General features: G+C 72.2%; 21 protein-coding genes (1 of these 21 running past the window's edge). 18 read left to right on the top strand and 3 right to left on the bottom strand.

The features are described 5' to 3' along the window. The first annotated feature begins 34 nt into the window (after positions 1-34). From OHS58_RS13620 to OHS58_RS13595, 6 genes are all read left to right on the top strand, one after another. The gene (locus tag OHS58_RS13620) at positions 35-2812 is read left to right on the top strand and encodes an ATP-binding protein (RefSeq protein ID WP_328648447.1); all 2778 of its coding nucleotides are present in this window, start codon (positions 35-37) and stop codon (positions 2810-2812) included. Positions 2813-3060: 248 nt separating this feature from the next. Then, complete coding sequence (locus OHS58_RS13615) at positions 3061-3309, top strand: hypothetical protein (protein WP_247051668.1); 249 nt, start codon at positions 3061-3063, stop codon at positions 3307-3309. A 173-nt stretch (positions 3310-3482) separates the two neighbouring features. Then, positions 3483-4346: a 3-hydroxyacyl-CoA dehydrogenase family protein gene (locus OHS58_RS13610; protein WP_328648446.1), complete on the top strand. Its 864-nt coding sequence runs from the start codon at positions 3483-3485 to the stop codon at positions 4344-4346. Continuing rightward, the gene (locus OHS58_RS13605) at positions 4343-4618 is read left to right on the top strand and encodes an acyl carrier protein (RefSeq protein ID WP_247051670.1); all 276 of its coding nucleotides are present in this window, start codon (positions 4343-4345) and stop codon (positions 4616-4618) included. The genes OHS58_RS13610 and OHS58_RS13605 overlap by 4 nt, the downstream gene beginning before the upstream one ends. After that, a complete protein-coding gene (locus tag OHS58_RS13600) occupies positions 4611-5732 on the top strand; it encodes an acyl-CoA dehydrogenase family protein (RefSeq protein WP_326949515.1) in 1122 nt (373 codons plus the stop codon). Before OHS58_RS13605 ends, OHS58_RS13600 begins: the two co-directional genes overlap by 8 nt. A 26-nt stretch (positions 5733-5758) precedes the next feature. Continuing rightward, on the top strand, positions 5759-6829 hold the full coding sequence (locus OHS58_RS13595) for an HAD-IIIC family phosphatase (protein ID WP_326951533.1): 1071 nt from the start codon (positions 5759-5761) through the stop codon (positions 6827-6829). A 77-nt stretch (positions 6830-6906) separates the two neighbouring features. Here the strand turns inward: OHS58_RS13595 and OHS58_RS13590 are convergent, their stop codons facing one another. Together OHS58_RS13590 and OHS58_RS13585 are read right to left on the bottom strand one after the other, a co-directional pair. Then, positions 6907-7572, bottom strand: a complete 666-nt coding sequence (locus OHS58_RS13590; protein WP_326949516.1) for a class I SAM-dependent methyltransferase — start codon at positions 7570-7572, stop codon at positions 6907-6909. A gap of 52 nt (positions 7573-7624) precedes the next feature. Beyond that, positions 7625-8266, bottom strand: a complete 642-nt coding sequence (locus OHS58_RS13585; protein ID WP_328648445.1) for a DUF742 domain-containing protein — start codon at positions 8264-8266, stop codon at positions 7625-7627. Between the two features lie 268 nt (positions 8267-8534). Here OHS58_RS13585 and OHS58_RS13580 point away from each other — a divergent pair, with 268 nt between their 5' ends. From OHS58_RS13580 to OHS58_RS13535, 10 genes are all read left to right on the top strand, one after another. Next, entirely contained in the window at positions 8535-11453 is a 2919-nt protein-coding gene (locus OHS58_RS13580; RefSeq protein WP_328648444.1) for an AAA family ATPase, read from the top strand. 6 nt (positions 11454-11459) lie between these two features. Next, entirely contained in the window at positions 11460-14279 is a 2820-nt protein-coding gene (locus tag OHS58_RS13575) for an AAA family ATPase (protein WP_326949519.1), read from the top strand. A gap of 358 nt (positions 14280-14637) precedes the next feature. Then, the gene (locus OHS58_RS13570) at positions 14638-15330 is read left to right on the top strand and encodes a helix-turn-helix transcriptional regulator (RefSeq protein ID WP_326949520.1); all 693 of its coding nucleotides are present in this window, start codon (positions 14638-14640) and stop codon (positions 15328-15330) included. 337 nt (positions 15331-15667) lie between these two features. After that, complete coding sequence (gene pfkB / locus OHS58_RS13565; RefSeq protein ID WP_247051677.1) at positions 15668-16603, top strand: 1-phosphofructokinase; 936 nt, start codon at positions 15668-15670, stop codon at positions 16601-16603. A 93-nt stretch (positions 16604-16696) separates the two neighbouring features. Further along, the gene (gene mtlA, locus OHS58_RS13560) at positions 16697-17806 is read left to right on the top strand and encodes a mannitol-specific PTS transporter subunit IIC (protein ID WP_326949521.1); all 1110 of its coding nucleotides are present in this window, start codon (positions 16697-16699) and stop codon (positions 17804-17806) included. Between the two features lie 34 nt (positions 17807-17840). Next, positions 17841-18149: a PTS lactose transporter subunit IIB gene (locus tag OHS58_RS13555; RefSeq protein ID WP_328648443.1), complete on the top strand. Its 309-nt coding sequence runs from the start codon at positions 17841-17843 to the stop codon at positions 18147-18149. Continuing rightward, the gene (locus OHS58_RS13550) at positions 18139-18594 is read left to right on the top strand and encodes a PTS sugar transporter subunit IIA (protein ID WP_247051680.1); all 456 of its coding nucleotides are present in this window, start codon (positions 18139-18141) and stop codon (positions 18592-18594) included. Before OHS58_RS13555 ends, OHS58_RS13550 begins: the two co-directional genes overlap by 11 nt. After that, complete coding sequence (locus OHS58_RS13545; RefSeq protein ID WP_326949522.1) at positions 18591-19649, top strand: zinc-dependent dehydrogenase; 1059 nt, start codon at positions 18591-18593, stop codon at positions 19647-19649. Before OHS58_RS13550 ends, OHS58_RS13545 begins: the two co-directional genes overlap by 4 nt. Positions 19650-19685: 36 nt before the next feature. After that, complete coding sequence (ptsP, locus tag OHS58_RS13540; RefSeq protein WP_326949523.1) at positions 19686-21353, top strand: phosphoenolpyruvate--protein phosphotransferase; 1668 nt, start codon at positions 19686-19688, stop codon at positions 21351-21353. Positions 21354-21389: 36 nt separating this feature from the next. Further along, positions 21390-21674, top strand: a complete 285-nt coding sequence (locus OHS58_RS13535; RefSeq protein ID WP_247051683.1) for an HPr family phosphocarrier protein — start codon at positions 21390-21392, stop codon at positions 21672-21674. 178 nt (positions 21675-21852) lie between these two features. On the opposite strand, the gene OHS58_RS13530 is transcribed toward OHS58_RS13535, so the two are convergent. Beyond that, the gene (locus OHS58_RS13530; protein ID WP_328648442.1) at positions 21853-22911 is read right to left on the bottom strand and encodes a DegT/DnrJ/EryC1/StrS family aminotransferase; all 1059 of its coding nucleotides are present in this window, start codon (positions 22909-22911) and stop codon (positions 21853-21855) included. A gap of 195 nt (positions 22912-23106) precedes the next feature. Here OHS58_RS13530 and OHS58_RS13525 point away from each other — a divergent pair, with 195 nt between their 5' ends. Next, on the top strand, positions 23107-24141 hold the full coding sequence (locus OHS58_RS13525; protein WP_247051685.1) for a GDP-mannose 4,6-dehydratase: 1035 nt from the start codon (positions 23107-23109) through the stop codon (positions 24139-24141). 188 nt (positions 24142-24329) lie between these two features. Next, positions 24330-25420 carry the 5' portion of a type I polyketide synthase gene (locus OHS58_RS13520; RefSeq protein ID WP_328648441.1) on the top strand. 26116 nt of this gene lie beyond the right edge of the window, so the window shows 1091 of its 27207 coding nt (coding positions 1-1091); it begins with the start codon at positions 24330-24332; its stop codon lies off the right edge, out of view.

Below are 25420 nucleotides of genomic sequence, written 5' to 3'. Positions count from 1 at the left end.
CGCTGACCTCGACGGTGCGGGAAGCAGGTGCGGGATGCCCGGTGTGGCGAGTGGGACGACGGCGCGGACGACCGGGCGCCGGCGCGAGCTGGAGATCCTGAGTTCGGCGTTCGCCAACGCGCGCGCCGGCGCGGCCACGCTCGTGCGCGTCCGCGGCGCCGCGGGCACCGGCAAGACCACGGTGCTGGACGCGTTCGCGGAGCAGGTCGAGGACCGCGCGACGGTCCTGCGCGGCACGTGCCGCCGACCCGGCCGCGCGAACGCCGAACGTGCCGTCGAGGAACTGCTGCCCGGCGGTGCGAGCGGTGACGGCACGCCGGTCGCGCTCGTGTCGCGGCGGCTGGGCCGGTGGCTGGCGGAGGTCACCGCCACCCGGCCGGCCGTGCTCCTGCTCGACGACTTCCACTGCTGCGACGAGGCTTCGCTGCGGGTGCTGGCCCACCAGCTGCACCGCGCGGCCGAGCTGCCGGTGCTGCTGGTGGTCGCGCAGCGGCCGGCCGACCTGCCCGTCTGGCCGCCGCTGGCGCTGCCGCCGGGTGACGTCGCGACGATCGACCTGGCCGGGTTCGGCGAGGCGGCCGTCGAAGAGGTGGTCACCGAGCTCTGGCCGATCCGGCCGGAGCCCGGCTTCGCCGCCGACCTGACCGAGCTGACCGGGGGAAACCCGTCGCTGCTGGGCCAGGTGTGCCGGACGCTGCGTGCCGAAGGCTTCGAGCCGGACCACCGCGGCGCGGCGCGCGCCCGGCTGCTCGCCCCGGGCGCCCACGCCCGTCTCGTCGAGCGGATCCTCGCGGGCCGCCCCGCGTACGTCGGCCGCGTCGCCGAGGCCGCCGCCGTGCTGGACCGGACCGACGTCGAACTGGTCGCCCTGCTCAGCGGCGTGCCCGAACCCCTGGTCGGCGACGCCGTCCGGGTGCTGGCCGCCGAGCACGTCCTCGGCCCGGCCGGCCACGGGTTCACCTCCGCCGAGGCACGGGCCGGCGTCCTGGCCGGGGTGTCCGAACGGCGCCTGACGGCGTCGCGGCTGACCGCGGCCCGCCTGCTCAACGACCGCGGCCGGCCCGCGGAGGAGGTCGGCACGCACCTGCTCGGCCGGCGACGGCTGCCCGAACAGTGGATGCGGGACGTGCTCGCCGAGGCCGCGCGCGTCGCGGAGCGGGCCGGCCGGCACACCGACGCGGCACGCTTCCTCGGCGTGCTGGTCGCCGACCGCCCCGAGGACGTGCCGACCCGGATCGAGTTCGCCCGCGTGGTCGGCGTGCGCGACCCGCTGGCCGCGTACGCGACGCTCGCCGGGACGTCGGTACTGGCCGGGGACACCCGCAGCCGGGCCCGGATCTCCCTGCAGCTGGCCAAGGCCGCGCTGACGGCCCGCGAGCCGGGTGAGGCGACCCGGCTGCTGACCACGGCGCTGGCCGAGCTCGACGCGGAGCCGCCCGGCACCGCGGCCGACGACGGCCGTGGCCTGCGCACCGAGCTCGAGGCCACGCTGCTCGTGGTGGCCTTCGAACAGCCGGGGACCCTCGGCCTCCTCGACGGCCGGCTCGCCGGGATGTCCGGCCTGGGCGGTCAGACGCCGGCCGAGACGAGCGTGCTGGCCCTGGCCTCGGTGGCCCACATGCTGGCGGGCACCGACCGCGAGACCGCCGTGTCCTGCGCGCGCCGGGCCCTGGACCGGCCGGAACCCGCCGTGCTCTGGTCCGGTTCGCTGGCCGCCTACGTCCTCTACCTCGCCGACGAGGTGGACGAGGCGACCGGCGCGCTCGACGACGTCGTACCGGACGCGCCGCGCGACGAAGCCGGCTGGGCCGCGATCACCGCCCTGACCGCGCAGTCCTGGCTCATGTGCGGGGCCGGCGACCTCGCCAGGGCCCTGTCCGACGCGACCGCCGCCGTCCGGCTCGCCGACGGCGACGGCCGCCCGGAACTCGCCGGGGCCCCGCTGGTCTCCCAGGCGCAGATCCTGCTGCGCCAAGGGGACGTCGGCGGCGCGGAACACGCACTCGCCCGGGCCGAACGGGAGGGCCCGGACACCGCGGTCCTCCGGCTGCCGCACCTGCTGCTGGCCCGGGCCCGGCTCTGTGAACTGGGCGACGACGCCGAAACCGCGCTCGGCCACCTCCTGCGCTGCGGGCGGCTCCTGCGGGAGGAGGACGTGCGCAACCCGGTCTTCGCGCCGTGGTGGCTGGACGCCGCCCGCGTGCTCGTCCGGCTCGGCCGGCGGGCCGAGGCGATCGAGCTCGTCGACCAGGGGGAAGACCTGGCCCGGAGCTGGGGAACGGCGTCCGCGCGGGGCCTGGCCCTGCTGGGCCGCGGCCTCACCGCCGACGGCGGCACGGCCGTCGACCGGCTGGCCGCGGCCGCCGAGGTGCTGGCCGGCACACCGGCGTCCTGGTACCGGACGGAGGCGGAGATCCTGCTGGGGCAGGCGCTCCTGGACGCGGGCGACCACCCCGGCGCCCGCAAGCACTTCCGGGCCGCCGTCGACCTCTCGGTGCGGGCGGGGTTCTGGGGCCGGGCGGACCGGGCCCGGGCCGGTGTGACGGCGTCGGGCGGGCGGAACTACGCCGTGACCGGCAACGTCACCGACGTGCTGACGGTGGGGGAGCGGCGGGTCGGGGACCTGGCCGCGACCGGCGCCACCAACCGGGAGATCGCGGACCGGCTCCTGCTGGCCCTGCGGACGGTGGAAATCCACCTGACGAGCGTGTACCGCAAGCTCGGCGTCAACGGCCGCGCTCACCTGCAGGAAAGCTTCTCGCGGGGCCTGCTCGCGCCGGAGCCCGCACTGGCCGGTCCCGAATTGTCCTGACGGACAGCGGGGAATAATCGGCTCCGCGTGCGGTGGGGATATTCCCATCCGGTCCGCGTAAACGCGTGCGAGAATGCGCGGGTGTCCCGCCGGCTGGGAACCACAATAGGTGACAAACGTCCTGGTCTGTTCCCGACCTGCGGTGATAGCGTTCGAGGGGAAGTCGTTCGAGGGCGCTGACGATGGGATCCGGCAGGGGGATCCGCGGGGATCCGACGCGGGAGAAAACGGGGAGCGGAATGCGGCCGGTGGCGGGACTGGCGGTGGTCGTGGACGACGCCGGCGTGCTCGAGATGTCGCTGCCCTCCGGTGAGCAGCGGGTCCTCGCGCAGGGCATCGGCGCGGCCATGTGGATCGCGCTGGCCCAGCACGACTGGGACCCCGGCGAAGCGGCGCTGACCCTCGCGCCCGAATGCGACCTCGAACCGAACGAGCTGGCCGACTCCATCCGCGCGTGGATGGGTGACCTGGCCGCGATCGGCGTGCTGGAGTCCTGACCACGACTCGCCGGCAATGGTTTCCGTTCTGAATGGATAGTCGGCTCTCCACGCGGAAACTGCCGTGTCCGGCGGAAAAACCCTAGAGTTGGCTCCGGCTCGTTGACCACCCACGCCTCCGTGACAGACCCTCCCAACGCACGAGGGAATGTCCCGAGGATTGTGGAGGCGCGGTGGTGGGCGGACAAACGCAGGATCACCCGGCCGTGATCGGTGGCGGCGTGATGGGATCGGCCATCACGGCGATGGCACTGGGACACGGTGTTCCGGTCACACTGGTCGAAGCCGGCGAAGAAGCACTGGCCCTGGCGCGGCGGAGGGTGGACCAGCAGCTGCGGCACGGCCGCCTGATGGGCGCGTTCCCCGACGTCGAACCGGGCGAGCTGACGGCGACGACGGACCTGACCGCGGCCAAGGGCGCCACGGCCGTCATCGAAGCGATCATCGAAGACGCGTCGAGCAAGGCCGGCGTACTGGCCAGGATCGCGGGGCTCGTCGCCCCGCGGACCCCGTTGATCACCAACACCTCCGGCATCCCGGTCGACGAGCTCGCCGACGCGGTCGAGCGCCCGGAGGACCTGCTCGCGACGCACTTCATGAACCCGACGTACCTCATCCGGACCGTCGAGGTCGTGCGCGGCCCGCGGACCGGGAGCGACACGCTCGCAGGAGTCCTCGCGCTGCTGGAGCGGCTGAAGCGGCGGCCGATCGTCGTGAACGACTCCCCGGGGTTCGTCACGAGCCGGCTGTTGCACCCGCAGATCAACGACGCGGCGCGGCTGGTCGAAGAGGGCACCGCGTCGGTCGAGTCGGTCGACGAGCTCATGCAGGGCTGCCTCGGCCACCCGACGGGCCCGTTGCGCACCGCGGACCTGATCGGCCTGGACAACCTGGCCGACGCGCTGCGGCTGCTGTCCGAACGCACCGGCGACCCGCGGCACCTGCCGTGCGCGCTGCTGGAGTCCAAAGTGGCCGAAGGCCACCTCGGCCGGAAGTCCGGACGAGGGTTCTACGAGTACGGGAAGGTGTTCCAGTGAACGACGTCTCCACCACCGAAACCCCGGCGCGGACGCCGGAGGTCGTCGCCCAGCAGATCAAGGACTTCCTGGCCGGCCGCATCAACCAGGAGGTCCCCTCCGACCAGGACCTGTTCCGCACCGGGCTGGTGTCCTCGATGTTCGCCATGGAGCTGGTCGTGTTCCTCGAGCAGACCTACGGCATCGCGATCGTCGGCCCGGACCTGAAGCTGGACAACTTCCGCACCGTCGACGGCATGTCCGCACTCGTCCGGCGCCTGCTCGATGAGTGAGGACCCGCTCGCCGGCGCCGCCGCCGAGCTGACCGCGCTGGTCGCCGACCGGGCGGCCGGCTGGGACGTCGAGGGCCTGCTGCCCGTCGACATGCTGCGCGGGCTCGGTGCCCGTGGCCTGCTGTGCGCCGAGGTGCCCGCCGACTTCGGCGGCCTCGGCGCCGGCAGTCTCCACAGTGGACACTTCACCGCGCACGCCGGCGCGTTGTGCAGCTCGCTGCGCAGCGTGATGACGTCGCAGGGCATGGCGGCGTGGACGATCCAGCGGTTCGGGGACCGGGCCCAGCGGGCCCGGTACCTCGGGCGCCTGACGTCGGGTGACCTGGCCGCGGTCGCGTTCAGCGAACCCGCCGCGGGCAGCGACCTCTCCTCGGTCGCGACGACCGTCCGCACCGACGGCGACGACATCGTCATCAGCGGTGAGAAGGTCTGGATCACCGCGGCGGCCTACGCCGACCTGCTCGTCGTCGTCGGCGAGCTCGACGGCCTGGGCGCGGCGGTGGTCGTCCCGGCGCGCGCGGAAGGCGTGTCGATCGAACGCATCCCGTACCCGAGCGGGTGCCGGGCCGCGGGGCACTCGACCGTGCGGCTCGACAACGTCCGGCTGCCGCGCTCCGCTCTGCTGGGCGGGGGCGGCGTCGACCTGTCGATGCTGGTCACGACGGCGCTGGCGTACGGCCGGATCTCGGTCGCCTGGGGGTGCGTCGGCATCCTGCGGGCCTGCCTGACGGCGGCCGGCGACCACGCGGGCAAGCGGCACCAGGGCGGGATCCCGCTGGCCGACCGCCAGCTGGTGGCCCGTCATCTCGCCGACCTGTTCGCCGACGAGCAGGCCGCGACCCGGGTGTGCGAGCACGCCAGCCGGGCGTGGGACCAGCGCTCCCCGGAGATGGTGGTCTCGACCGTGCTGGCGAAGTACGTCAGCTCGACGAGCGCGGCACGCGGTGCCGCGGCGGCGGTGCAGGTGCTGGCCTCGGCCGCCGCGCAGGACGGCCACGTGGTCGCCCGCGCGCACCGCGACGCGAAGCTCATGGAACTCATCGAGGGCAGCAACGAAATCTGCCAGCTGATCCTGGCGGGGCACACGCGTGTCCTCGCGAACAGCGGCGGCTAAGGAGGAGTCCGGTGGCAAGCACGCAAATGGTCAAGTGTCTCGTGTGGGACCTCGACAACACGCTGTGGAACGGGACACTGCTGGAGGACGGCTCGGTCGAGATCCCCGAGCCGATCCGGGAGCTCGTGCGGACCCTGGACGCGCGCGGCATCCTGCAGACCGTCGCGAGCAAGAACGACCACGACCACGCCTGGGCGCGGCTGGAGGAGCTGGGTCTCGCGGAGTACTTCGTGCTGCCGCGGATCGGCTGGAACCCGAAGTCGGAGTCCATCCGGTCGATCGCGGACGAGCTGAAGTTCGCCCTCGACACCATCGCCTTCGTCGACGACCAGGAGGCCGAGCTCGCCGAGGTGACCTTCCACCTCCCGCAGGTGCGGACCTACCGCGCCGAGCAGGTGCTGGAGCTGGCCGGCCTGCCGGAGTTCAGCCCGGCGACGGTCACCGTCGACTCGCGCCGCCGTCGCCAGATGTACCAGGCGTCGTTCCGCCGCCAGGAGGCGCAGGCCGGCTTCACCGGCCCGGACGAGGACTTCCTGCGGTCGCTGGAACTGAAGATGACGATCAGCCCGGCGACCGACTCCGAGCTGACGCGCGTCGAGGAGCTGACCCGGCGCACGAGCCAGATGAACGCGACCGGCGTCCACTACTCCCACGAGGCGCTGAGCGCCCTGATCGACGACCCCGGGCACCGGGTGCTCGTGGTGAGCATGCAGGACCGCTTCGGCCCGCACGGCGCCGTCGGCGTGCTGCTGCTGGAGACCGGGTCCGAGGTCTGGCACCTGAAGCTGCTCGCGACGTCCTGCCGGGTCGTGTCGTTCGGGGCCGGCTCGATCATCCTGCGCTGGCTGATCAACCAGGCCGCCACCGCCGACGCGCACCTGGTGGCCGACTTCCGGCCGACCGACCGCAACCGGATGATGGAGATCGCCTACCGCTTCACCGGGTTCGCCGACGAGGCGTGCGCGTGCCAGGCGGTGCTCGCCGACCCGGGCCTGGACGGCCTGCAGCGCCTGCACCTCGAGCCGGTGCCGCAGGAGGAGCCGACGACGGTGGCCCTGGTGGCCCCCGACCTCACCGAGGCGATCAGCGTGCACTGAGCGCCGTAGCAAGACAAAACCGAAGGCCGCCGCGGGAATCCCGCGGCGGCCTTCGGTTTGTGCGTGTCGTCGGGGGTTCAGCTCGCCTTGCGGATGAGGGTGATGCCGTCGGCGACCGGCAGCAGGGACATCTCCACGCGCGGGTCGTCCCGCACGAAGCGGTTGAACTCGCGGATGGCCACCGTGTCGGGGTCCTGGGCGTCCGGGTCGGTGACCCGGCCGAAGAACAGGGTGTTGTCGACGACGACGAGCCCGTCCGGTGCCAGCAGCATCAGGGCGGCCTCGTAGTAGGCGGCGTAACCCGCCTTGTCGGCGTCGATGAAGACCAGGTCGATCGAGCCCGGGCCGTATTCGGCGAAGAGCGAGTCGAGCACCGCGGTCGCCGGGGCGATCCGCAGGTCGATCCGGTCGTCGACGCCGGCCCGCTTCCAGTAGGGCCGGCCGAACGCCGGCCAGCGGTCGGTGACGTCGCAGGTGATCAGCAGGCCGCGGTCGGGCAGCGCCCGGGCCATGCAGAGTGAGCTGTAGCCGGTGAAGGTGCCGACCTCCACCACCGTCCGCGCCCGCGTGAGCTTGACCAGCAGCGCGAGCAACTGGCCCTCCTCGGCGGACACCTGCATCGCCGCACCCATCGGCAGCGACGCCGTTTCTTCTCGCAACTCGCGCAGGATCTCGTCCTCGGCACGGGAATGGTCGCTCACGTACGTGAGCACGTCGGAGGACGCCAGTAGTTGGCTCGCCATGGCGTGAGCGTAGGGGCGCGGCTACCTGGAACTGTCTAGTAAGTCCGGCCGCTCAGCCGAGCCGCAGCAGGCCCGCGTGGACGCGGTGCAGCAGCTCGAGCGGCGGCCGGTCGGTGCGCCCGAGGTCGGTCCCGCGCGCGAGCAGCAGGCCGTCCCGGATGCCCTGCAGGACGAGTGGGCGGGTGACGTCGAGCGGCCGCATGAGGTAGGCGGCGACCTCGGCCACCGACGTCGGGATCTGGCACATCCGGCAGACGGCCACGAGGTCGGGGTCGAGGCCGGTGGTGGTCCGGTGCCGCCCGGTCGTGGTCAGCATGACCTCGGGCAGCAGGGGGTGCCGCGGTCCCGGCCGCGGTGGGCGGGTGCCGCGGACGTAGGGCCGCGGGCGGAGTGGCTCGCGCATGCCGAGCGGCTCGCGGGCGGGGCTCTCCGCCGCCGGCCAGGACGGTTCGGGCGGTTGGGGCGGCTCGGGCGGCTCGGCGGCGGGCGTTTCGGGTGGTCCGGCGAGCACGGCTGTGGCCGCCGTGCCCGCTTCGGCCCCGTTCGTGCCCGGATCCGGGCTCGCGGCGGCCGGCTCGGACTTGGGTTTGGGTGTGAACCCATGTTCGACCCACAGCTCGTACTCACCCCAGCCGCCGAAGGACAGCGGGTGGTATTCGATCTTGCTGGGGCGGCGTTTACGATTCTTATTCATGTTTCTGGCCCCGTAAAGTCCGTGTGCGGCGCGGCGCACAGCCTGGCCACCGGGCGGTCAGGCCTGTCAAGTATCACCGCCAGAGACGTGGGTTTTCCTGGGACTTCGTGGGTAGTGCGTTGTCCACGAGGCCCAAGTACAGACAAAACGAAGGCGTTGGGCTTGTTAAACCAACATTCTGCGTCCTACGCTGGGAGGCCAAGTCGCTCGACGCAACGATGGGTGAGCGGCGGCGACGAGCCGCTGTGTGGGTCGGAGGGTGATGGTGTTGCCCGGACCAGGTAGGGCCGAACCGGCGATGGCGGACGCGCTCGTCCGCCCTGTCGCGGCGCCCGCCGTCCGGGATCGCCCGGCCGGTGGTGACGGCCCCGCGGCGCCGTCGGTGCTGACCCTCCCGTGGCGGGGCGAGTTCGAACGCCGCGCCCGCCGCGCCGGGAACGTCCGCCTGGTCGAACGCGAAGACGAGATCGCCGTGCTGCGACGCGGGATCCGCGGCGCGGTCGCCGGCCGGTCGGGCCGGGTGGTCGTCGTCGGCCCGCGTGGCGCGGGCAGCAGCGCGTTGCTCGCCGCGGCCGTCCGCGAAGCGCGCGTCGCCGGGATGATCACGGCGTTCGCCCGCTGCACGCCCGCCGAGTCCACCGTCCACCGCGGTGTGATCAACCAGCTCTCCGCGGACATCGCGGGCGCCGGCTGCCGGCTGGACAGCGGCACGCGCACCTGCGGCCGGACGCAGACCGAGCGGACCATCCCGACGTTGTGCGGGGACTTCGTGGGGGTCGCGAGCCAGGGCCCGCTCCTGATCGCCGTCGACGACTCGCAGTGGTCCGACCCGGGCTCGCGGGCCTGGCTCGAGGCCATGGAACACCGCCTGCAGCAGGCGCCGATCCTGTTGGTCCGCGCCGTCATGCAGGCCGGTCACCGGCCGCTCGCCGTGCGGGCCGACGGGGTGGACACCGTCGTCGTCCGCCCGCTGACCGAAGACGGCCTGCGGCAGCTGGTCGCGGACCGCTTCCCGGGCACCCGCCCGGACGCGCGGTTCGCCGCCGGGCTGCACCTGGCCACCGGCGGCAAGCCGGCGCTGGTGGCCCCGGTCCTCGAACGGCTGTCCGCCGCCGGGCTCGAGCCGGTCGCCGAGCGCCTGCCCGCGGTCATCGCGCACTTGGCCGACCTGCGCGACGCCGATCTCGCCGTCTCGATCGCCGCGCTCCCGGCCGACGCCCTGCACCTGCTGCGGGCCATCGCGATCTGCCGCGGCCTGCTCGACTTCGAGCTCGTGACGACCCTGGCCGGCCCGCTCACCGGCTCGGCCGAAGTCGCCCTGCGCATGCTCAGCGGGTTCGGTCTCGTGTTCGGCGGCGCGGAGCCCAAGGTCGCCGACGACGTCACCGCGGACGCCGCACTGGGCACCCTGAACTCCGCCGAGCGCGCCGCGCTCGCGACCCGCGCGGCCGAGCTGGCCTACCGCGCGGCGGTGCCGGACGACCAGCTCGCCGAGCTGCTGACCACGATCCGGCCGATCGGCACGACCTGGGCGGTCGCCACCCTGCGGCGCGCCGCCGAGCAGCGTCGTGCGGTCGGCGACCGGCACGGCGCGGCGCGGCTGCTGACGCGGGCGCTGCGCGAACCGGTCAGCCAGGCCGAACGCCGGAAGCTGATGCTGGGCCTGGCCCTGGCCGAGGTCGCCGACCAGCCCGAGCTGAGCGACCTGCGGCTGCAGCGGGTGCTGCTCGACGCCGGGCCCGAGGTCTCCGGCGCCGTCCTGCTCGACGCGGCCGACCACCTGCTCTCGCGGGGCGACACCCGCACCGCGCACCGCGCGATCGCGGCGACCTGGCGGCGGCGCAGCGCGTTCGACGCCGGCACGTCGGCGCTCGCCGCGCTCGGCTGGCTGGCGCAGGAGGACTCCGTGGCCGGCCCGGTGGTGCCGACGCCGGTGTTCGGGGCGCCCGCGGCGCAGCCCGGTCCGCCCGACGCGGCGCGTGCCGCGACGATCGCGACGGAGCTCGCCGGCCGGGGCCGCGAGTTCGACCGCGCCCGCGAACTGGCCCGGCTGGCGCTCGCGCCGCGGTCCGGGAAACTTCCATCCAGCCTGCGGATCCAGGCCTCCTGGGTGCTGTTCTGCACCGACGACCTCACCGAAGCCGTGCTGGGCCTGACCGACGTGCTGCAGGACGCCACCCGCGTCGGCGCCCGGGCGGCCGCGGCCAACGCGCTGCTGATGCGGGCCCGCTGCGAACTGCGGCGCGGCAACCTCGGCCAGGCCGAGGCCGACATCGAGGCGGCGGAAACCCGGCTGCCGGAAGCGGCCTGGCACCCGCGCTCGGTTTCGCGGCTGCTGGCCGTGCGGGCCGAGTTCGCCCTGGCCGGCCTGCGGCTGGACGAGGCCGAAAAAGCCGTCGCCGACCCGCTTCCCGCCGGCGCCGAAGACGGCATGGCCGCCGCGTACTTCCTGGTGCAGCGCGGCGCCGTGCGCCTCGCCGGCGGCGACCCGGCGGCGGCACTCGAAGACTTCCGCGCGGCCGGCCGCGGCACCCGCGCCCGGCGCGAAGGCAACCCCGTCGACCTGCCGTGGCGCACCGGTGTGGCGATCGCGCTGGCCCGGCTCGGCGAGCCCGCCGCGGCCGCGGAGATCGCGCGCGAAGCGTTGGCGCGCGCGGAGAACTGGGGCGCGCCGAGCGGCCGGGGCACGGCGAACCTGTACCTGGCGGAGGTCTTCGGCGGTGCCGAAACCCGGGCCCGGCTGGAAGCGGCGGTCGCCCTGCTGGAGGGATCGCCGCTGCGGGTCCAGTTCCTCACCGCGGTGACCGATCTGGCCGGCGCCTGCCTCGACGACGGCGATCCGGTGGAGGCGGCGGCGCTGCTGGGCCGGGTTTCCACGATCCGCCCGCTGCTGCTGCCCGCCGGTCTCGTGGCCAAGATCCGCGACGTGACCGGCCGGCTGACGCGCAGCACCGGCACGGCCGCCGTCGAGCCGGTGGCGGGCGACCCCGTCGGCTCACTGTCCGAAGAGGAGGCCAGCATCGCGGCGCTCGCCGCCGCGGGCCATTCGAACTCGGAGATCGCGCGGTCGCTGCGGTTGAGCGGCCGGCTCGTCGAACTCCGGCTCACGCGGATCTACCGGAAGCTGACGGTGACCGGGCGGCGCCAGCTGACCGAGCTCATGAGCCCCGATTCCGCGGCGAGTTGATGACCGGTGCTACTTGAGCGTGACGCCGAGCGGGCCGCGATCGCGACCGCGCTGAACGCGGCCGCGGGCAACGACGGTTCGCTGCTGCTGATCAGCGGGCCGGCGGGCAGCGGCAAGTCGGCGCTGCTGCGGGACGCGACCGCGTCGGCGCTGGCCGCCGGCGCCCGGGTGCTGCGCGCGGACGCGACCCAGCTCGAAGAGGACTTCGCCTTCGGCATCGCGCAGCAGCTGTGCCGCCCGGTGCTCGTCGCGGCCGGCACGGCCGAGCGGGAGCGCTGGTTCCAGGGCGCGTCCGAGCAGATCCTGCGCGCGCTGACCGAAGAGCGGCTCGTCACCAACGGCCACGAGCACAACCTGCCCACCGAAGCCGTCCTCTATGGACTGCACACGGTGGTGCACGCGATGTCGCACGACGACCTGGTCGTGGTGATCGTCGACGACCTGCAGTGGGCGGACCACGGTTCGCTGCGGCTGCTGGCCTACCTGGCCAAGCGGCTCAGCGGCTCGCGGATCCTGCTCGCGCTGGCCGTGGCGGAGGAGTGCGAGGCGCCGAAGTACGCGCTGGTGCACGAGCTCGTCACCGCGGCCGCGCGGATCGTCGTCCCGGCGCCGCTGTCGCCCGACGGCGTCGCGTCGATGGCCGAGGTCGCGTTCGGCGAACGCGCCGAGGAACCGTTCACCGCCATGCTGCACCGGGTTTCGGGCGGCAACCCGGCGAACGTCGCGACCGTCCTCACCGGACTGGTCGGCGAAGGACTGCGGCCGATCGCCGCGCAGATCACGGCGGCCACGGCCGAAGCCGAACGCCTGCTCGACCACCGCATCATGCTGTCGCTCGGCTCGCAGCCGCCCGCGGTGCTCGCGCTGGTGCGCGCGGTCGCGGTCCTCGGCGACCTCGCCGAGCCGCAGCTCGCCGCCGACCTGGCCGGCCTCGACGAGGTCGAGTACAAGTCGGCGCTGCAGAGCCTCGAACGTCTCGGCCTGCTCGTCCACGACGAGCGCCGGATCGGCTTCGCCAACGCCACGGTCCGGGAAGGCGTCGAGCCGGCGATCCCGGTGGAACTGCGCGAAGTCCTCTACCGCCGGGCGGCGCGGCTGCTCTACGAGCACGGCCGGCCCGCCGAGCGCGTCGCGGAAAAGCTGATGAAGGTCGGCGCGGCCGAGGACCCGTGGGAAGTCCGCATCCTCAGCTCCGCCGCGGGGACCGTGCTGGAGCGGGGCGCCGGCGACCTGGCCGCGCGCTACCTGCGCCGGGCCTTGCTCAACACCTCGCCCGACAGCGAGGAACGCGGTCGCCTGATGGTGGAGCTCGCCGCGGCGGAACGCGGGTTCGACCTGATCGCGTCGGCGCGGCACGTCTCGCAGGCGTTGTCCCTGCTGCCGGCCGGGCCCGCGCAGGCGGAAGCGGCGCTGTGGATCCCGCCCGCGCTCGCGGTGACGGTGCCCGCGCTCGGCGCGGCCGTGCGCACCGCCGTCGACTCCGTGCTGCGCGACGCCGACCCGGCCGCCGGCACGGACCTGGAGCTGCGGGCGGAGGCGCGGACCTGGTACCCGGGGGCCCGCCCGCCGGGCCAGGGTGACGCCGCGTTGGCGCGGCTGCGCGAGCTGGAGACGGCCGAGCGGCTCGACTCGCCCGCCGGCCGCGAACTCGCCGTCGTGCTGCTGCACTCCGCCGCGTTGTCGGGCAGTGTGGCGGCCGACGAGGTCGAGACCGTCCTCAAGCGACTCGTCACCGAAGAGCCGTTCGACCCGGCGCACGCCTACACCGCCCTGCCTCTGCTGGTCACCACGCTGGTGGCCGCCGACACCGCGAGCGTGCTCGAACCGGCGCTGGCCGCGGCGGCGGAGCAGGCGACCCAGCGCCGGTGGCAGGACACCGCCCACCTGATCGCCGCGGAGACCGCGGAAGTCAAGCGCGCGCAAGGGGATCTCGCCAAGGCCCGGCGGATCGCGCTGGGCGTCCTCGAAGGCGCCGACCACGAAACCTGGCCCGACGCGCTCGCGCTGTCGGTCACCACGCTGGCCCAGATCGCCTTGGAGACCCAGGATCCCGAGCTCGGCGAGCGGCTGCTGGCGGTGCCGATGGACAGCACCGATCACCGCGTGTTCGCCGCGCGCCGGCTGACCCGCGGCATGATCGACCTGGTGCGCGGCGATCCGGCCACGGCGCTGGGCCGGTTCCTCGACTGCGGGCGGCGGCTGGAGCGCGAGGGCTGGGTCAACACGCCCCAGTACCCGTGGCGCACCTGGGCCGCGCTGGTGCGGCAGCGGATGGGCGACCTGCCGGCCGCGCAGGCGCACGCCGCGGCCGAAGACGTCGTCGCCCAGCAGTGGGGGAGCCCGCTGAGCGTCGGGCGTTCCCTGCGGCTGCAGGGCATGCTGACCGGCGGCGCCGACGGCATCGGCCTGCTCTACGAGGCCGCGGGCATCATCCGCGAGTCGGAAGACCTCGCCGAACGGGCGCGGACGTCGGTGGTCCTCGGGACCCGGCTGCTCGACTCCGGTGAGCCGGACGCGGCGGGATTCCTTGCGGAGGGCCGGGAACTGGCCAAGGCCATCGGCGCGACGTGGCTCGACGGCACGGGGGAGACCGAGCTGAACGGTCCCGTGCTGCGGTTTTCCGGCGGCGGCCTGGAAAACCTGACGAAGGCCGAGGCCGCGGTGGCCCGCCTCGTCGTGCGCGGCTGGACCAACCAGCAGATCGCGGACTCTCTGGGGGTAACCCGGCGCGCGGTCGAGAAGAATCTGACCGGCGCCTACCGCAAGCTCGAGGTCAGCGGCCGCGCCGAGCTCATCGAGCACCTCGGCGAGTCCGAGCGCGACTGACCCCCGGGGTACGGACCCCGGTGCGGTTCCGCGCCCGGGGTACGGACCGCACGCGGCGTGCGGTGCGGGGGTTCGGACCCCCATTCACCTGCGAATCCCCTGGCCCAGGCCAAGACGGGCCCGCACGGGGGTCACTACCGGCGTTCGGTACCGAACCGCACCGCACCGCACTCCGTACCTCCGTACCCCCAACGGGGGCGCACCACAGTGTTAAGGCCGGGTGTCCGCAACCTGTTGCCCCCGCTAATCGGCCGTGCCTAACATGATCTGCGTCACCCCGGAGATGTGGCTCGCACGATCGCCACCAGTACCCGGCTTTCTTGTCGGAGTGCTTCTCGCCGAAGAGAGGAATCCCTTCATGAGTGCAGACGTTGCAGATGCGGTCACAGGCGTGAGCCTGGCTTCGGCGCTGGAGCGAATCAGCCGCCCCGCGCCGCGGAAGCCGGCTCCCCGACCGGTCACCCCGGAAATGTGCATGGTGAACGTCGACCACCGGCTGCGCATTGTCTCGGCCAGCATGGAATTCTTCCGCGTGTTCGAGCGCACTTCCGACGGCGTCACCGGCACCAGCCTGTGCGACCTGCTCCACCCCAGCGTGCGGGACAAGGTCGAGCAGCAGCTCCGGCTGCTGGTGCGCGGTGAGCGCACCCGCTTCGCCGAGCGGATCCTGGTCATGCGGGACAACGGCACGACGCTCAGCGGCGATTTCCTGGGCTCGACCGTGCACAGCGTCGGTGACCGGCTCGACAGCCTCACCGTGGTTTTCCGGCCGGACAAGTCCGACCGGGACAACCAGGTCGCCGTCACGCGGAAGAAAATCCTGACCGAGATGGACGCCCGCATTCTCGAGGGCGTCGCGTCGGGTGTTTCGACGATTCAGCTGGCGGCCAATCTCTACATGAGCCGGGGCGGCGTCGAATACCACGTGACGACGCTGCTGCGGAAGATGAAGGTGAAGAACCGCCCGGCGCTGATCTCGAAGGCCTATTCCATGGGCATCTTCGGGGTCGGTTCCTGGCCGCCGCGCGCGCTGCCGGACTTCGTCCGGTGACACGCCGGTGGTGACGGGCCGGACCGGTGACGCCGAGGGCGGGCCGCAGGCGCACTCGCGAGACGGGTGGGCGTGCGGCCCGCTTCGCTGTCTCCAGACCTGAATGTTGGCTCGTGACCCGGGTCACCGCCCTGGTGTGGCTTTATGTGGCTTTACCCGATGGTCACACGGCGTCCCCGAGTGGGCACGGATCAGAGTGTTTTGGCTGCACAAGGTGACAGTCTGCCGGTCATCTGATGGTAACGGTTCGATACTCCTCGAGATCGGGTCTTGCAAACGCAGGCGAACACAGGCAATATCACTCAAACCAAAGAGGTTCCGGCGGAGGTGTACTGAAGTGTTCGTGACTCTGACGGCGAACCCGAGCGTCGACCGCACGGTCGAGGTCGACCGGCTGAACCGGGGCGGTCTCCACCGCGCTTCGGGCGCCAGTGTGCAGCCGGGTGGAAAAGGCATCAACGTGGCGCGTGCCTTGGTGCGCAACGGACTCAAGGCCCGCGCGGTGGTTCCCGCCGGCGGTGCCGAAGGCGACCAGCTGATCAGCTTGCTCGAGGACTACAACATCGACGTGGTCCGGGTTCGCACGGAAGAGTCCGTGCGCAGCAACATCAGCGTCGTCGAGCCGGACGCCACCGTGACGAAGGTGAACGAGATCGGCCCGCACCTCACGGGGCGGGAGATCGAAACCCTGTGCGACGTCCTGCTGGCCAACGTGGCCGACGCGGAATGGGTTGTGGCGGCGGGAAGTCTGCCGCCCGGTGTGAACGAGGACTTCTACGCGGAGCTGATCGCGCGCCTGGCCCCCAGCGGGGTCCGGGTCGTCGTCGACACCAGCGGCCCGGCGTTCCGGACTTCGGTGAAAGCCGGGCCGGCGTTGGTGAAGCCGAACCTCGACGAGCTCGAGGAAGCGGTCGACCGTCAGCTCGACACGGTGCGGGACGTCGTGGACGCCGCACAGGAACTGCGCTCTCTGGGCGCGGGCACGGTTTTGGCCAGTCTCGGCAGCAAAGGTGCCGTGCTGGTCGAAGACGCGGGGATCTGGTGCGCCAACGCATCGGCCGAACCGCGCAGTTCGGTCGGTGCCGGCGACGCGATGCTCGCCGGTTTCCTGGCGGCAGGGGGGAGTGGCCCGCAAGCGCTGGCCACAGCCGTCGCCTGGGGTGCGGCCGCGGTGTCGCTCCCGGGAAGCACGATGCCGGGTCCCGAAGACGTGGGGGCACGACGAGTGCGGGTGGACCCGCATCCCGGCTGGGACGAAAAGATTCGCGAATAGCCCTGGGGCACCACGCGAAGCGGCTCGCCCCGACCACCGCCATCCGGTGATGGCGAAACCCTCAAATCACCTTTCCAGAAGAGGAAGCCAACGATGACAACCACCACGGAGATCGACGACGAAACTCCGTCGAGGGCGGAGCGCGCGCGGGTTTCGATCCAGCGCTTCGGCGGTCAGCTCGCGAGCATGGTCATGCCGAACATCGGGGCGTTCATCGCCTGGGGCCTGATCACCGCGTTGTTCATCCCGAGCGGGTGGACACCGAACGCGCACATCGCCGAGCTCGTCGACCCGATGATCAACTTCCTGCTGCCGGTCCTGATCGGTTACACCGGTGGCCGGCTCGTGCACGGCCAGCGCGGTGCGGTCGTGGGTGCGGTCGCGACGGTCGGCATCGCGGTCGGTGCCTCCATCCCGATGTTCCTGGGCGCGATGATCGTCGGCCCGCTCGGTGGTTTCCTGATCAAGCTGTGGGACGACAAGGTCGGCAGCAAGACCGCGCCGGGCTTCAAGATGCTCGTCGACAACTTCAGCGCCGGCATCATCGGCGGCATCATGGCGGTGCTGGGCCTGCTGGGCATCGGCCCGGTCGTGCAGGGCATCACCAAGGGCCTCGGCAACGGCGTGCAGGCCCTGATCGACGCCCACCTGCTGCCGCTGGTCTCGATCATCGTCGAGCCGGCCAAGGTGCTGTTCCTCAACAACGCGATCAACCACGGCGTGCTGAGCCCGCTGGGCGTCGCCGACGCGTTGAAGGACGGCAAGGCCATCGAGTTCCTGATCGAGCCGAACCCCGGCCCCGGTCTCGGCATCCTGCTGGCGCTGACGTTCTTCGGCGCCCGCAGCGCGCGGGCCACCGCGCCGGGCGCGATCGTCATCCAGTTCCTCGGTGGTATCCACGAGATCTACTTCCCGTACATCCTGGCCACCCCGCGCCTGATCCTGGCCGCGATCGCCGGTGGCGCCGCGGGTGTCGCGACGTTCGCGATCTTCGACGCCGGCCTGACGGCGACGCCGTCGCCGGGCAGCATCATCGCGGTCCTCGCGGTGACGCCGAAGGGCGGTTACCTGGGCGTGGTCCTGGGTGTCCTGATCGCCGCGGCCGTATCGTTCGTCGTCGCTGCGGCCTTGCTGAAGTTCGGCAAGGATGCCCGCAGGGAAGAACGGGAACTGGCCGTCGCCGAAGGCGGAGCGGTGGCTTGACGATCATCGTCGATCGAAGGAAGGAAGTGCGGTTGTGAGCAGCATCGAAGGCAACGAAGTCAAGAAGGTCATCATCGCCTGCGACGCCGGGATGGGCAGCAGCGTGATGGTCGCGTCCCAGCTGGCCAAGCGGCTGAAGCCCTACTCGGTCAAGGTCGAGCACACGCCGGTCAACGAGATCCCGGGCGACGCCCAGGTCGTGCTCTGCCAGAGCACCCTCGTGAAGCGGGCCCGCAAGGCCAACACCACGGCGGTGATCCTCGGGTTCCAGAGCTTCCTGGGTGACCCGGTGTTCGACCAGGTCGAGCAGGCGATCAGGGACGGCGGTTCCCTTGCCGACTGACGCTTCCATCCTCAGCGCCGAGTCGGTCCTCATCGGCTGCACCGCCCCCGACCAGGCCGACGCGATCACGCAGGTCGGCCGGAAGCTCCTGGAGCTGGGGGCGGTGGAGCCGGGCTACCTCGACGCGATGCACGAGCGCGAACGCTCCGTCTCGACCTTCCTGGGCGAGGGCGTCGCGATCCCGCACGGCACCGACGAGTCCCGCCGCTTCGTGAAGCGGACCGCGCTCGCGATCCTCCAGTTCCCCGACGGGGTCGACTGGGACGGCAACGAGGTCCGGCTGTGCGTCGGCATCGCGGCCAAGGGGTCCGAGCAGGTCGGCATCCTGTCCTCGCTCGCCCGGATCCTGATGGACGGCGAGCAGGTCCGGCAGCTGCGGGAAGCACCGGACGCCGAGACGATCTTGCGACTGTTGAACCAGATGGACGAGGAGTTCTCCGAATGAAGGTGGCACGTTTCTACGCGCCAGGTGACCTGCGGGTCGAAGACGCCGACGAGCCCAGCCCGGGCCCGGACGAGATCAAGATCCGGGTGCACAACACCTCGACGTGCGGCACGGACCTGAAGATCTTCCGCCACGGGCACCACCACATCGACCCGCCGCGCGTGATCGGGCACGAGATCGCGGGCGAGGTCGTCGAGACCGGCGCGAACGTCTCCGGCTGGGAGTCGGGCGACCGCGTGCAGGTCATCGCCGCGATCCCGTGTGGTGAGTGCAAGCAGTGCCTCAAGGGCCTGCAGCAGGTGTGTCCGAACCAGCTGTCGATGGGTTACCACTTCGACGGCGGCTTCGCCGAGTACATGATCGTGCCGAAGCAGGTCCTCAAGGTCGACGGCGTCAACCGGATCCCGGAGGGCGTCAGCTACGCGGAGGCCTCGGTCGCCGAGCCGCTGGCCTGTGTCCTCAATGGACAGAGCTTCGCGCAGGTCGGCGAGGGCGACGTCGTCGTGGTCGTCGGCGCCGGTCCGATCGGCTGCCTGCACGTGCGGCTCGCCCGCGCCAAGGGCGCGGCGGCCGTCTACCTGGTCGAGCTCAACCGCGGCCGGCTCGACATGGCCGCCGAGCTGGTCAAGCCCGACGCCGCGATCTGCGGTGCCGAGGAGGACCCGGTCGCGAAGGTCCTCGAGCTCACCGGTGGCGACGGCGCGGACGTGGTCATCACGGCCGCGGCGGCGGGCAAGGCCCAGGAGGACGCGCTCAAGATGACCGCGCGCCGCGGCCGGATCAGCTTCTTCGGCGGCCTGCCGAAGGACAACCCGATCATCGCGTGCGACTCGAACCTGGTGCACTACCGCGAGCTGACCATCTACGGCGCCAACGGGTCCAGCCCCGAGCACAACCGCCAGGCGCTCGAGCTGATCTCGTCGGGCAAGGTCCCGGTCGACGACCTGATCACCCACCACCTCCCGCTCTCGGACGTGCTGAAGGCGATCGACATCGTCAGCAGCGGCGAGGCGATCAAGGTGACGATCGAGCCGGGCGCGGCCGTCCCCGCGTGAGCGGTGAGGGCCCGAACCCCAAGGAGGCGACCAACGGTGGTTGACGAACTGCGCGGCAACCCGGCGAGCCCGGGCGCGGCCGCCGGGCCGGTGGTGCGGCTGACGCCGCCCCCGGTCCTGCCGGAGCACTGGGACACGCCGTCGGCTCCCGAGGAGGAGCTGGCGGCGGCGACCGAAGCGCTCGACGCGGCGGTGGCGGACCTGGAGAAGCGCGCGGCGACGGTTTCGGGCGAGTCCAAGTCCATCATGGACACCCAGATCATGATGGCGCAGGACCCGACGCTGCGGACCGGGATCCAGGAGGGGGTGGCCGCCGGCCGCCCCGCCGCCTGGGCGATCCGCGACGCGTTCGGCAAGCACGTGGCCGCGCTGGAGGCCATCGGCGGCTACCTCGGCGAGCGGGCGGCCGACCTGATCGACATCCGGGACCGGGCGATCGCCGCCGCGCTGGGGCTGGCCCAGCCCGGCATCCCGGACGTCGACGGCACGTTCGTCCTCGTCGGCCAGGACATCGCGCCGGCCGACACGGTGCTGCTCGACCCGGCGAAGGTGCTCGGCATCGTCACCGAGAAGGGCGGCCCGACCAGCCACACGGCGATCGTCGCCCGCGCGCTCGGGATCCCGGCGGTGGTCGGCTGCGCCGGCGCCGCGGGCCTGGCGGACGGGCAGCGGATCGCCGTCGACGGCGGGCGCGGCACGGTCGTCGTCGACCCGACGGACGACTACGTCCGGCAGGTCGAGGCGGAAGCGGCGTCGCTGAAGGAGAAGCTGGCGGCGCACAGCGGCCCCGGCGCCACCGCGGACGGCCACCCGGTCAAGCTGCTGCTCAACGTCGGCAGCGCCGGCGGGGTGGAGCAGGACGCGGCGGCCGACGCCGAGGGTGTCGGGCTGTTCCGCACCGAGTTCCTGTTCCTGGACCGCACGGAGGCCCCGACGGTCGAGGAGCAGCGGGCGGCCTACGGCGAGGTGCTGCGCGGGTTCGGCGGCCGGCCGGTCGTCATCCGCACGCTGGACGCCGGCGCCGACAAGTACATCCCGTTCGCGAACACCGAGGACGAGCCGAACCCGGCGCTGGGCGTGCGCGGCTACCGCGTCGGCGTCCGCAACCCGGGGCTGCTCACCGCGCAGCTGGAGGCGATCAGCCTGGCGGCGGCCGACCACGAGGCCGACGTGCGGGTGATGGCGCCGATGATCGCCACGCCGGCGGAGGCCGCGGCGTTCCGCGACCTCGCCCGCGAGCACGGGATCGGCCAGGCCGGTGTGATGATCGAGGTGCCCGCCGCGGCGATCCGTGCCGCGGACATCCTGGCGGAGGTCGACTTCGTCAGCATCGGCACCAACGACCTTTCGCAGTACACCTACGCCGCGGACCGGATGCTGGGTGAGCTGGGGGACCTGCTCGACCCCTGGCAGCCGGCGTTGCTGGCGCTCGTGGCGAACGTCGCGGCGGCGGCCAAGGAGGCCGGCAAGTCCGCCGGCATCTGCGGCGAGGCGGCCAGCGACCCGGGCCTGGCCCCGGTGTTCGCCGGCCTGGGCATCACCAGTCTGTCGATGTCGGTGTCCGCGGTCCCCGCGGTCCGCGCCGCGTTGAAGGACTACACCCTCGAACAGTGCGAAACCCTCGCCCGCGAGGTGCTTTCCGCGTCCGACGTGCCGACGGCGCGCCGGATCGCGGAGGAATTCTCCGCCAAGACGGCCGGCTGACGCGTCACAGCTTTCTCCACGAGATGGGAATCGGGAATGTCCAGTAAAAAGGTGGTAATCGGCTCGCCCGTCGGGCTGCACGCGCGTCCGGTCAAGCTGCTCGTCGAGGCCGCGGGCCGGCAGCCGGTGCCGGTGAAGATCGGCCGCACCGAGGACAAGCTGGTGGACGCCACCAGCATCCTGGGCGTCATGGCGCTCGGTGTCCGCGGCGGCGAAGAGGTGCTGATCTCGGCCGAGGGCGAAGGCGCCGACGCCGCCGTGACGGAGATCGCCGAGCTGCTGGCGCGCGATCTCGACTCGGCCGAGCAGCCGGCCGGCTGACGTCGGTGGTCCGGCAGGCGACCCCCTGGTCTGCCGGCCCACCGCCGCGCCGGAGTACTCCTCCGGCCCACGAACGCCGGTGAGCCGTCCTGGTCACTGTCCGGGCGGCTCACCGGTCCCCAAGCCTGACCCCCAAACCTGACGCAGCCCGCCGGTTTCCCGGCGGGCTTTCGTCGTCTCAGTTGCTGCCGTAGAACTCCGCGACGCGGTCGACGATGAAGTCCTGGTCGCTCTCCTCCAGGCCGACGTAGGTCGGCAGGTAGAAGCCCTGGGCGGCCAGGCGGGCCGCGTTCAGCTCCGGCCACTTCGGGTCGAGGTACATCGGCTGGCGGCTCATCGGCTGGAAGAACAGCCGCGTCTCGACGCCGGCGGCGCTCAGGTGGGCGCGCAGCTCGTCGCGGCCCTCGGCCAGCAGGTCGTACATCCACAGGACGTCGCGGCCGGGCATGCGGGTGATCCCGGGGATGCCGGAAAGCCGTTCGTCGTACTGCTTTTCGATCCGGGACCGCAGCTCGAGGATCTCGTCGATCCGCTCCACCTGGGCCAGCGCGACGCCGGCCTGCAGGTTGGTCATCCGGAAGTTGTAGGCCAGCTTCTTGTGGACGAAGTCGTGGGCCTTGCTGAAGGCCATGCCGCGCAGGTGCTTCATCTGCTCGGCCAGCCGCGCGTCGTTCGTCAGGCAGATGCCGCCCTCGCCGGACGAGATGATCTTGTTGGCGTACAAGGAGAAGCACGCGATGTCGCCGACCGGGCGGACGCCGTGGGCCTCGGCCGAGTCCTCGACGACCCGCAGGTTGTACTGGTAGGCGAGGTCCATGATCGCGTCCATGTCGCAGCGCCGGCCGTAGATGTGCACCGGCATGATCGCCTTGGTGCGCGGCGTGATCTTGGCTTCGAGCTGCGCGACGTCGATGTTGAGGTCGTCGCCGCAGTCGACGAAGACCGGTGTGGCACCGGTGTAGGTGACCGCCCAGGCCGACGCGATCATGGTGAACTCCGGCACCAGCACCTCGTCGCCGGGCCCGATGCCGAGCGCGCGCAGGGCGAGGGTGAGCGCCGTCGTCCCGGAGGAGCAGGCGACGCCGTGGCCCTGGCCGTTCCAGTCGGCGAAGGTCTCTTCGAAGCGCTGCACGAACGGGCCCTGGGAGGAGATCCAGCCCGTCGTCACCGCTTCGGTGACGTAGTAGATCTCACGGCCGGTGAGATGGGGCTGGGAGACGGGATATCGGAATGCCATCAGGTCCTCGCATGCCTCGGCTACCGGAAAGCTGCAGGATGGACCCGCTGAAGACGGGAAATCACCAGTAGTTCCCGATGGGGGCACGGATTGTCCAATGTTTTCCAGGGCGGGGCGGGTGTGTGATCGAGCGGATCAGCGGCGGTGCCGGGCGGCCGCGAGCACGGCCGGTTGGCCGGTGAACGTGGGAGAGCTATGACGAAACGAGCATTGATCACAGGTGTCACGGGACAGGACGGCTCTTACCTGGCCGAGCACCTGCTGGCACTGGGCTACGACGTGTGGGGCCTGGTGCGCGGTCAGGCGAACCCGCGCAAGTCCCGGGTCAGCCGGATCGCCGCCGAGCTGAACTTCGTCCACGGCGACCTGCTGGACCAGGCGAGTCTCGTCGGGGCCGTGGACCTGGTGCAGCCGGACGAGGTCTACAACCTGGGCGCGATCTCGTTCGTGCCGATGTCGTGGCAGCAGGCCGAGCTCACCACCGACGTCAACGGCATGGGCGTGCTGCGTGTGCTGGAGGCGATCCGGATGGTCTCCGGGCTGGACAAGTCGCGGACCACCGCGCCGGGCAGCCAGATCCGGTTCTACCAGGCGTCGTCGTCGGAGATGTTCGGCAAGGCGGCCGAGACGCCGCAGAACGAGAAGACGATCCTGCACCCGCGCAGCCCGTACGGCGTCGCGAAGGCCTACGGCCACTACATCACGCGCAACTACCGCGAGTCCTACGGGATGTACGGCGTCTCCGGCATCCTGTTCAACCACGAGTCGCCGCGCCGCGGCATCGAGTTCGTCACGCGCAAGATCTCCAACGCCGTCGCGCGGATCAAGCTGGGCCTGCAGGACGAGCTGCGCCTCGGCAACCTCGACGCCGTGCGCGACTGGGGCTTCGCCGGCGACTACGTCCAGGCGATGCACCTCATGCTGCAGCGCGACGAGGCGTGCGACTACGTGATCGGCACCGGCCGGATGCACACCGTCCGCGACGCCGCCGACATCGCGTTCGCCGCCGCCGATCTCGACTGGCGCGACTACGTCGTCGTCGACCCGAGCCTGGTGCGGCCCGCCGAGGTCGAGACGCTGTGCGCCGACGCCACGCTGGCCCGCGCCGATCTGGGCTGGAAGCCGTCGGTGCCGTTCGAAGAGCTGATGCGCATGATGGTCGAATCCGACCTGCACCAGACCGCCCGGGAGCTGGACCTCGGCGAGGCGCTGACCGCCGCCGTCTGGTAACCGGCCCAGGCCGGTCCCGGATGAACTCGGCGGTCGCGGCCCGGGCGAAGTGCCGCCGAGGACGATTTCCGCCGCAGAAAACCATTTTCCGCGCCCCGGGCGGCAGCCGGCCGTGCGCCGGACTGCCACCGCAGCAGCCGTCCCGGGGCGCCACCGCTCGCCGTCGTGTCGGGATGGGTTGCTGATTCATGGACAACGAACAGAAGCTCCGGAGCTACCTCAAGCGGGCCAGCGCGGACCTCGTGCGCACCCAGCAGAGGCTGGAGGAGCTGGAGACCCGCGCGGTCGAACCGATCGCGATCGTCGGGATGAGCTGCCGCTATCCCGGCGGGGTCGCCAGCCCCGAAGACCTCTGGGAGCTGGTCGGCTCCGGGCGCGACGGCGTCACCGGGCTGCCCGCCGACCGCGGCTGGGACCTCGGCGCGCTCGCCGAGGCCGGCGGCGAGGCGGCGATGTCCGGCGGGTTCCTGCTCGACGCCGCCGAGTTCGACGCCGGGTTCTTCGGCATCTCGCCGCGCGAGGCGGCCGAAATGGACCCGCAGCAACGGATCCTGCTCGAGACGACGTGGGAGGCGATCGAGCGCGCCGGCATCGCGCCCTCGTCGCTCAAGGGCACCCGCACCGGTGTGTTCGTCGGCGCGATGGCCCAGGAGTACCTGACCGGCGCCGCCGGGCCGTCCGAGGGCTTTCTGCTGACCGGCAACACGAACAGCGTCCTGTCCGGCCGCCTTTCCTACGTGCTGGGCCTGGTCGGCCCGGCCGTCACCGTCGACACCGCGTGCTCGTCGTCGCTCGTCGCGCTGCACCTGGCCGCGCAGTCGCTGCGGTCGGGGGAGTCGACGCTCGCCGTCGCGGGTGGTGTGACGGTGATGTCCGCCCCGACCACGTTCGTCGAGTTCAGCCGCCAGGGCGGGCTGTCCCCGGACGGCCGCTGCCACTCGTTCGCGGACTCGGCCGCCGGCACCGGCTGGGCCGAGGGCTCGGGTGTGCTCGTGCTCGAACGCCTGTCGGACGCCCGCCGCCACGGCCACCCCGTGCTCGCGGTGGTCCGCGGCAGCGCCGTCAACCAGGACGGCGCGACCAACGGCCTGACCGCCCCCAACGGCCCGTCCCAGCAGCGGGTGATCCGTGAGGCGCTGAAGAGCTCCCGGCTTTCGCCGAGCCAGGTCGACGTCGTCGAGGCGCACGGCACCGGCACCCGGCTGGGCGACCCCGTCGAGGCCCAAGCCCTGATGGCGACCTACGGGCACGACCGCGAACGCGCGTTGCTGCTCGGCTC

Source organism: Amycolatopsis sp. NBC_00348, from assembly GCF_036114655.1.
Classification (GTDB): Bacteria; Actinomycetota; Actinomycetes; order Mycobacteriales; family Pseudonocardiaceae; genus Amycolatopsis.
Note: the sequence above shows the minus strand (reverse complement) of the source record. Positions and strands in the feature narration are given on the sequence as shown.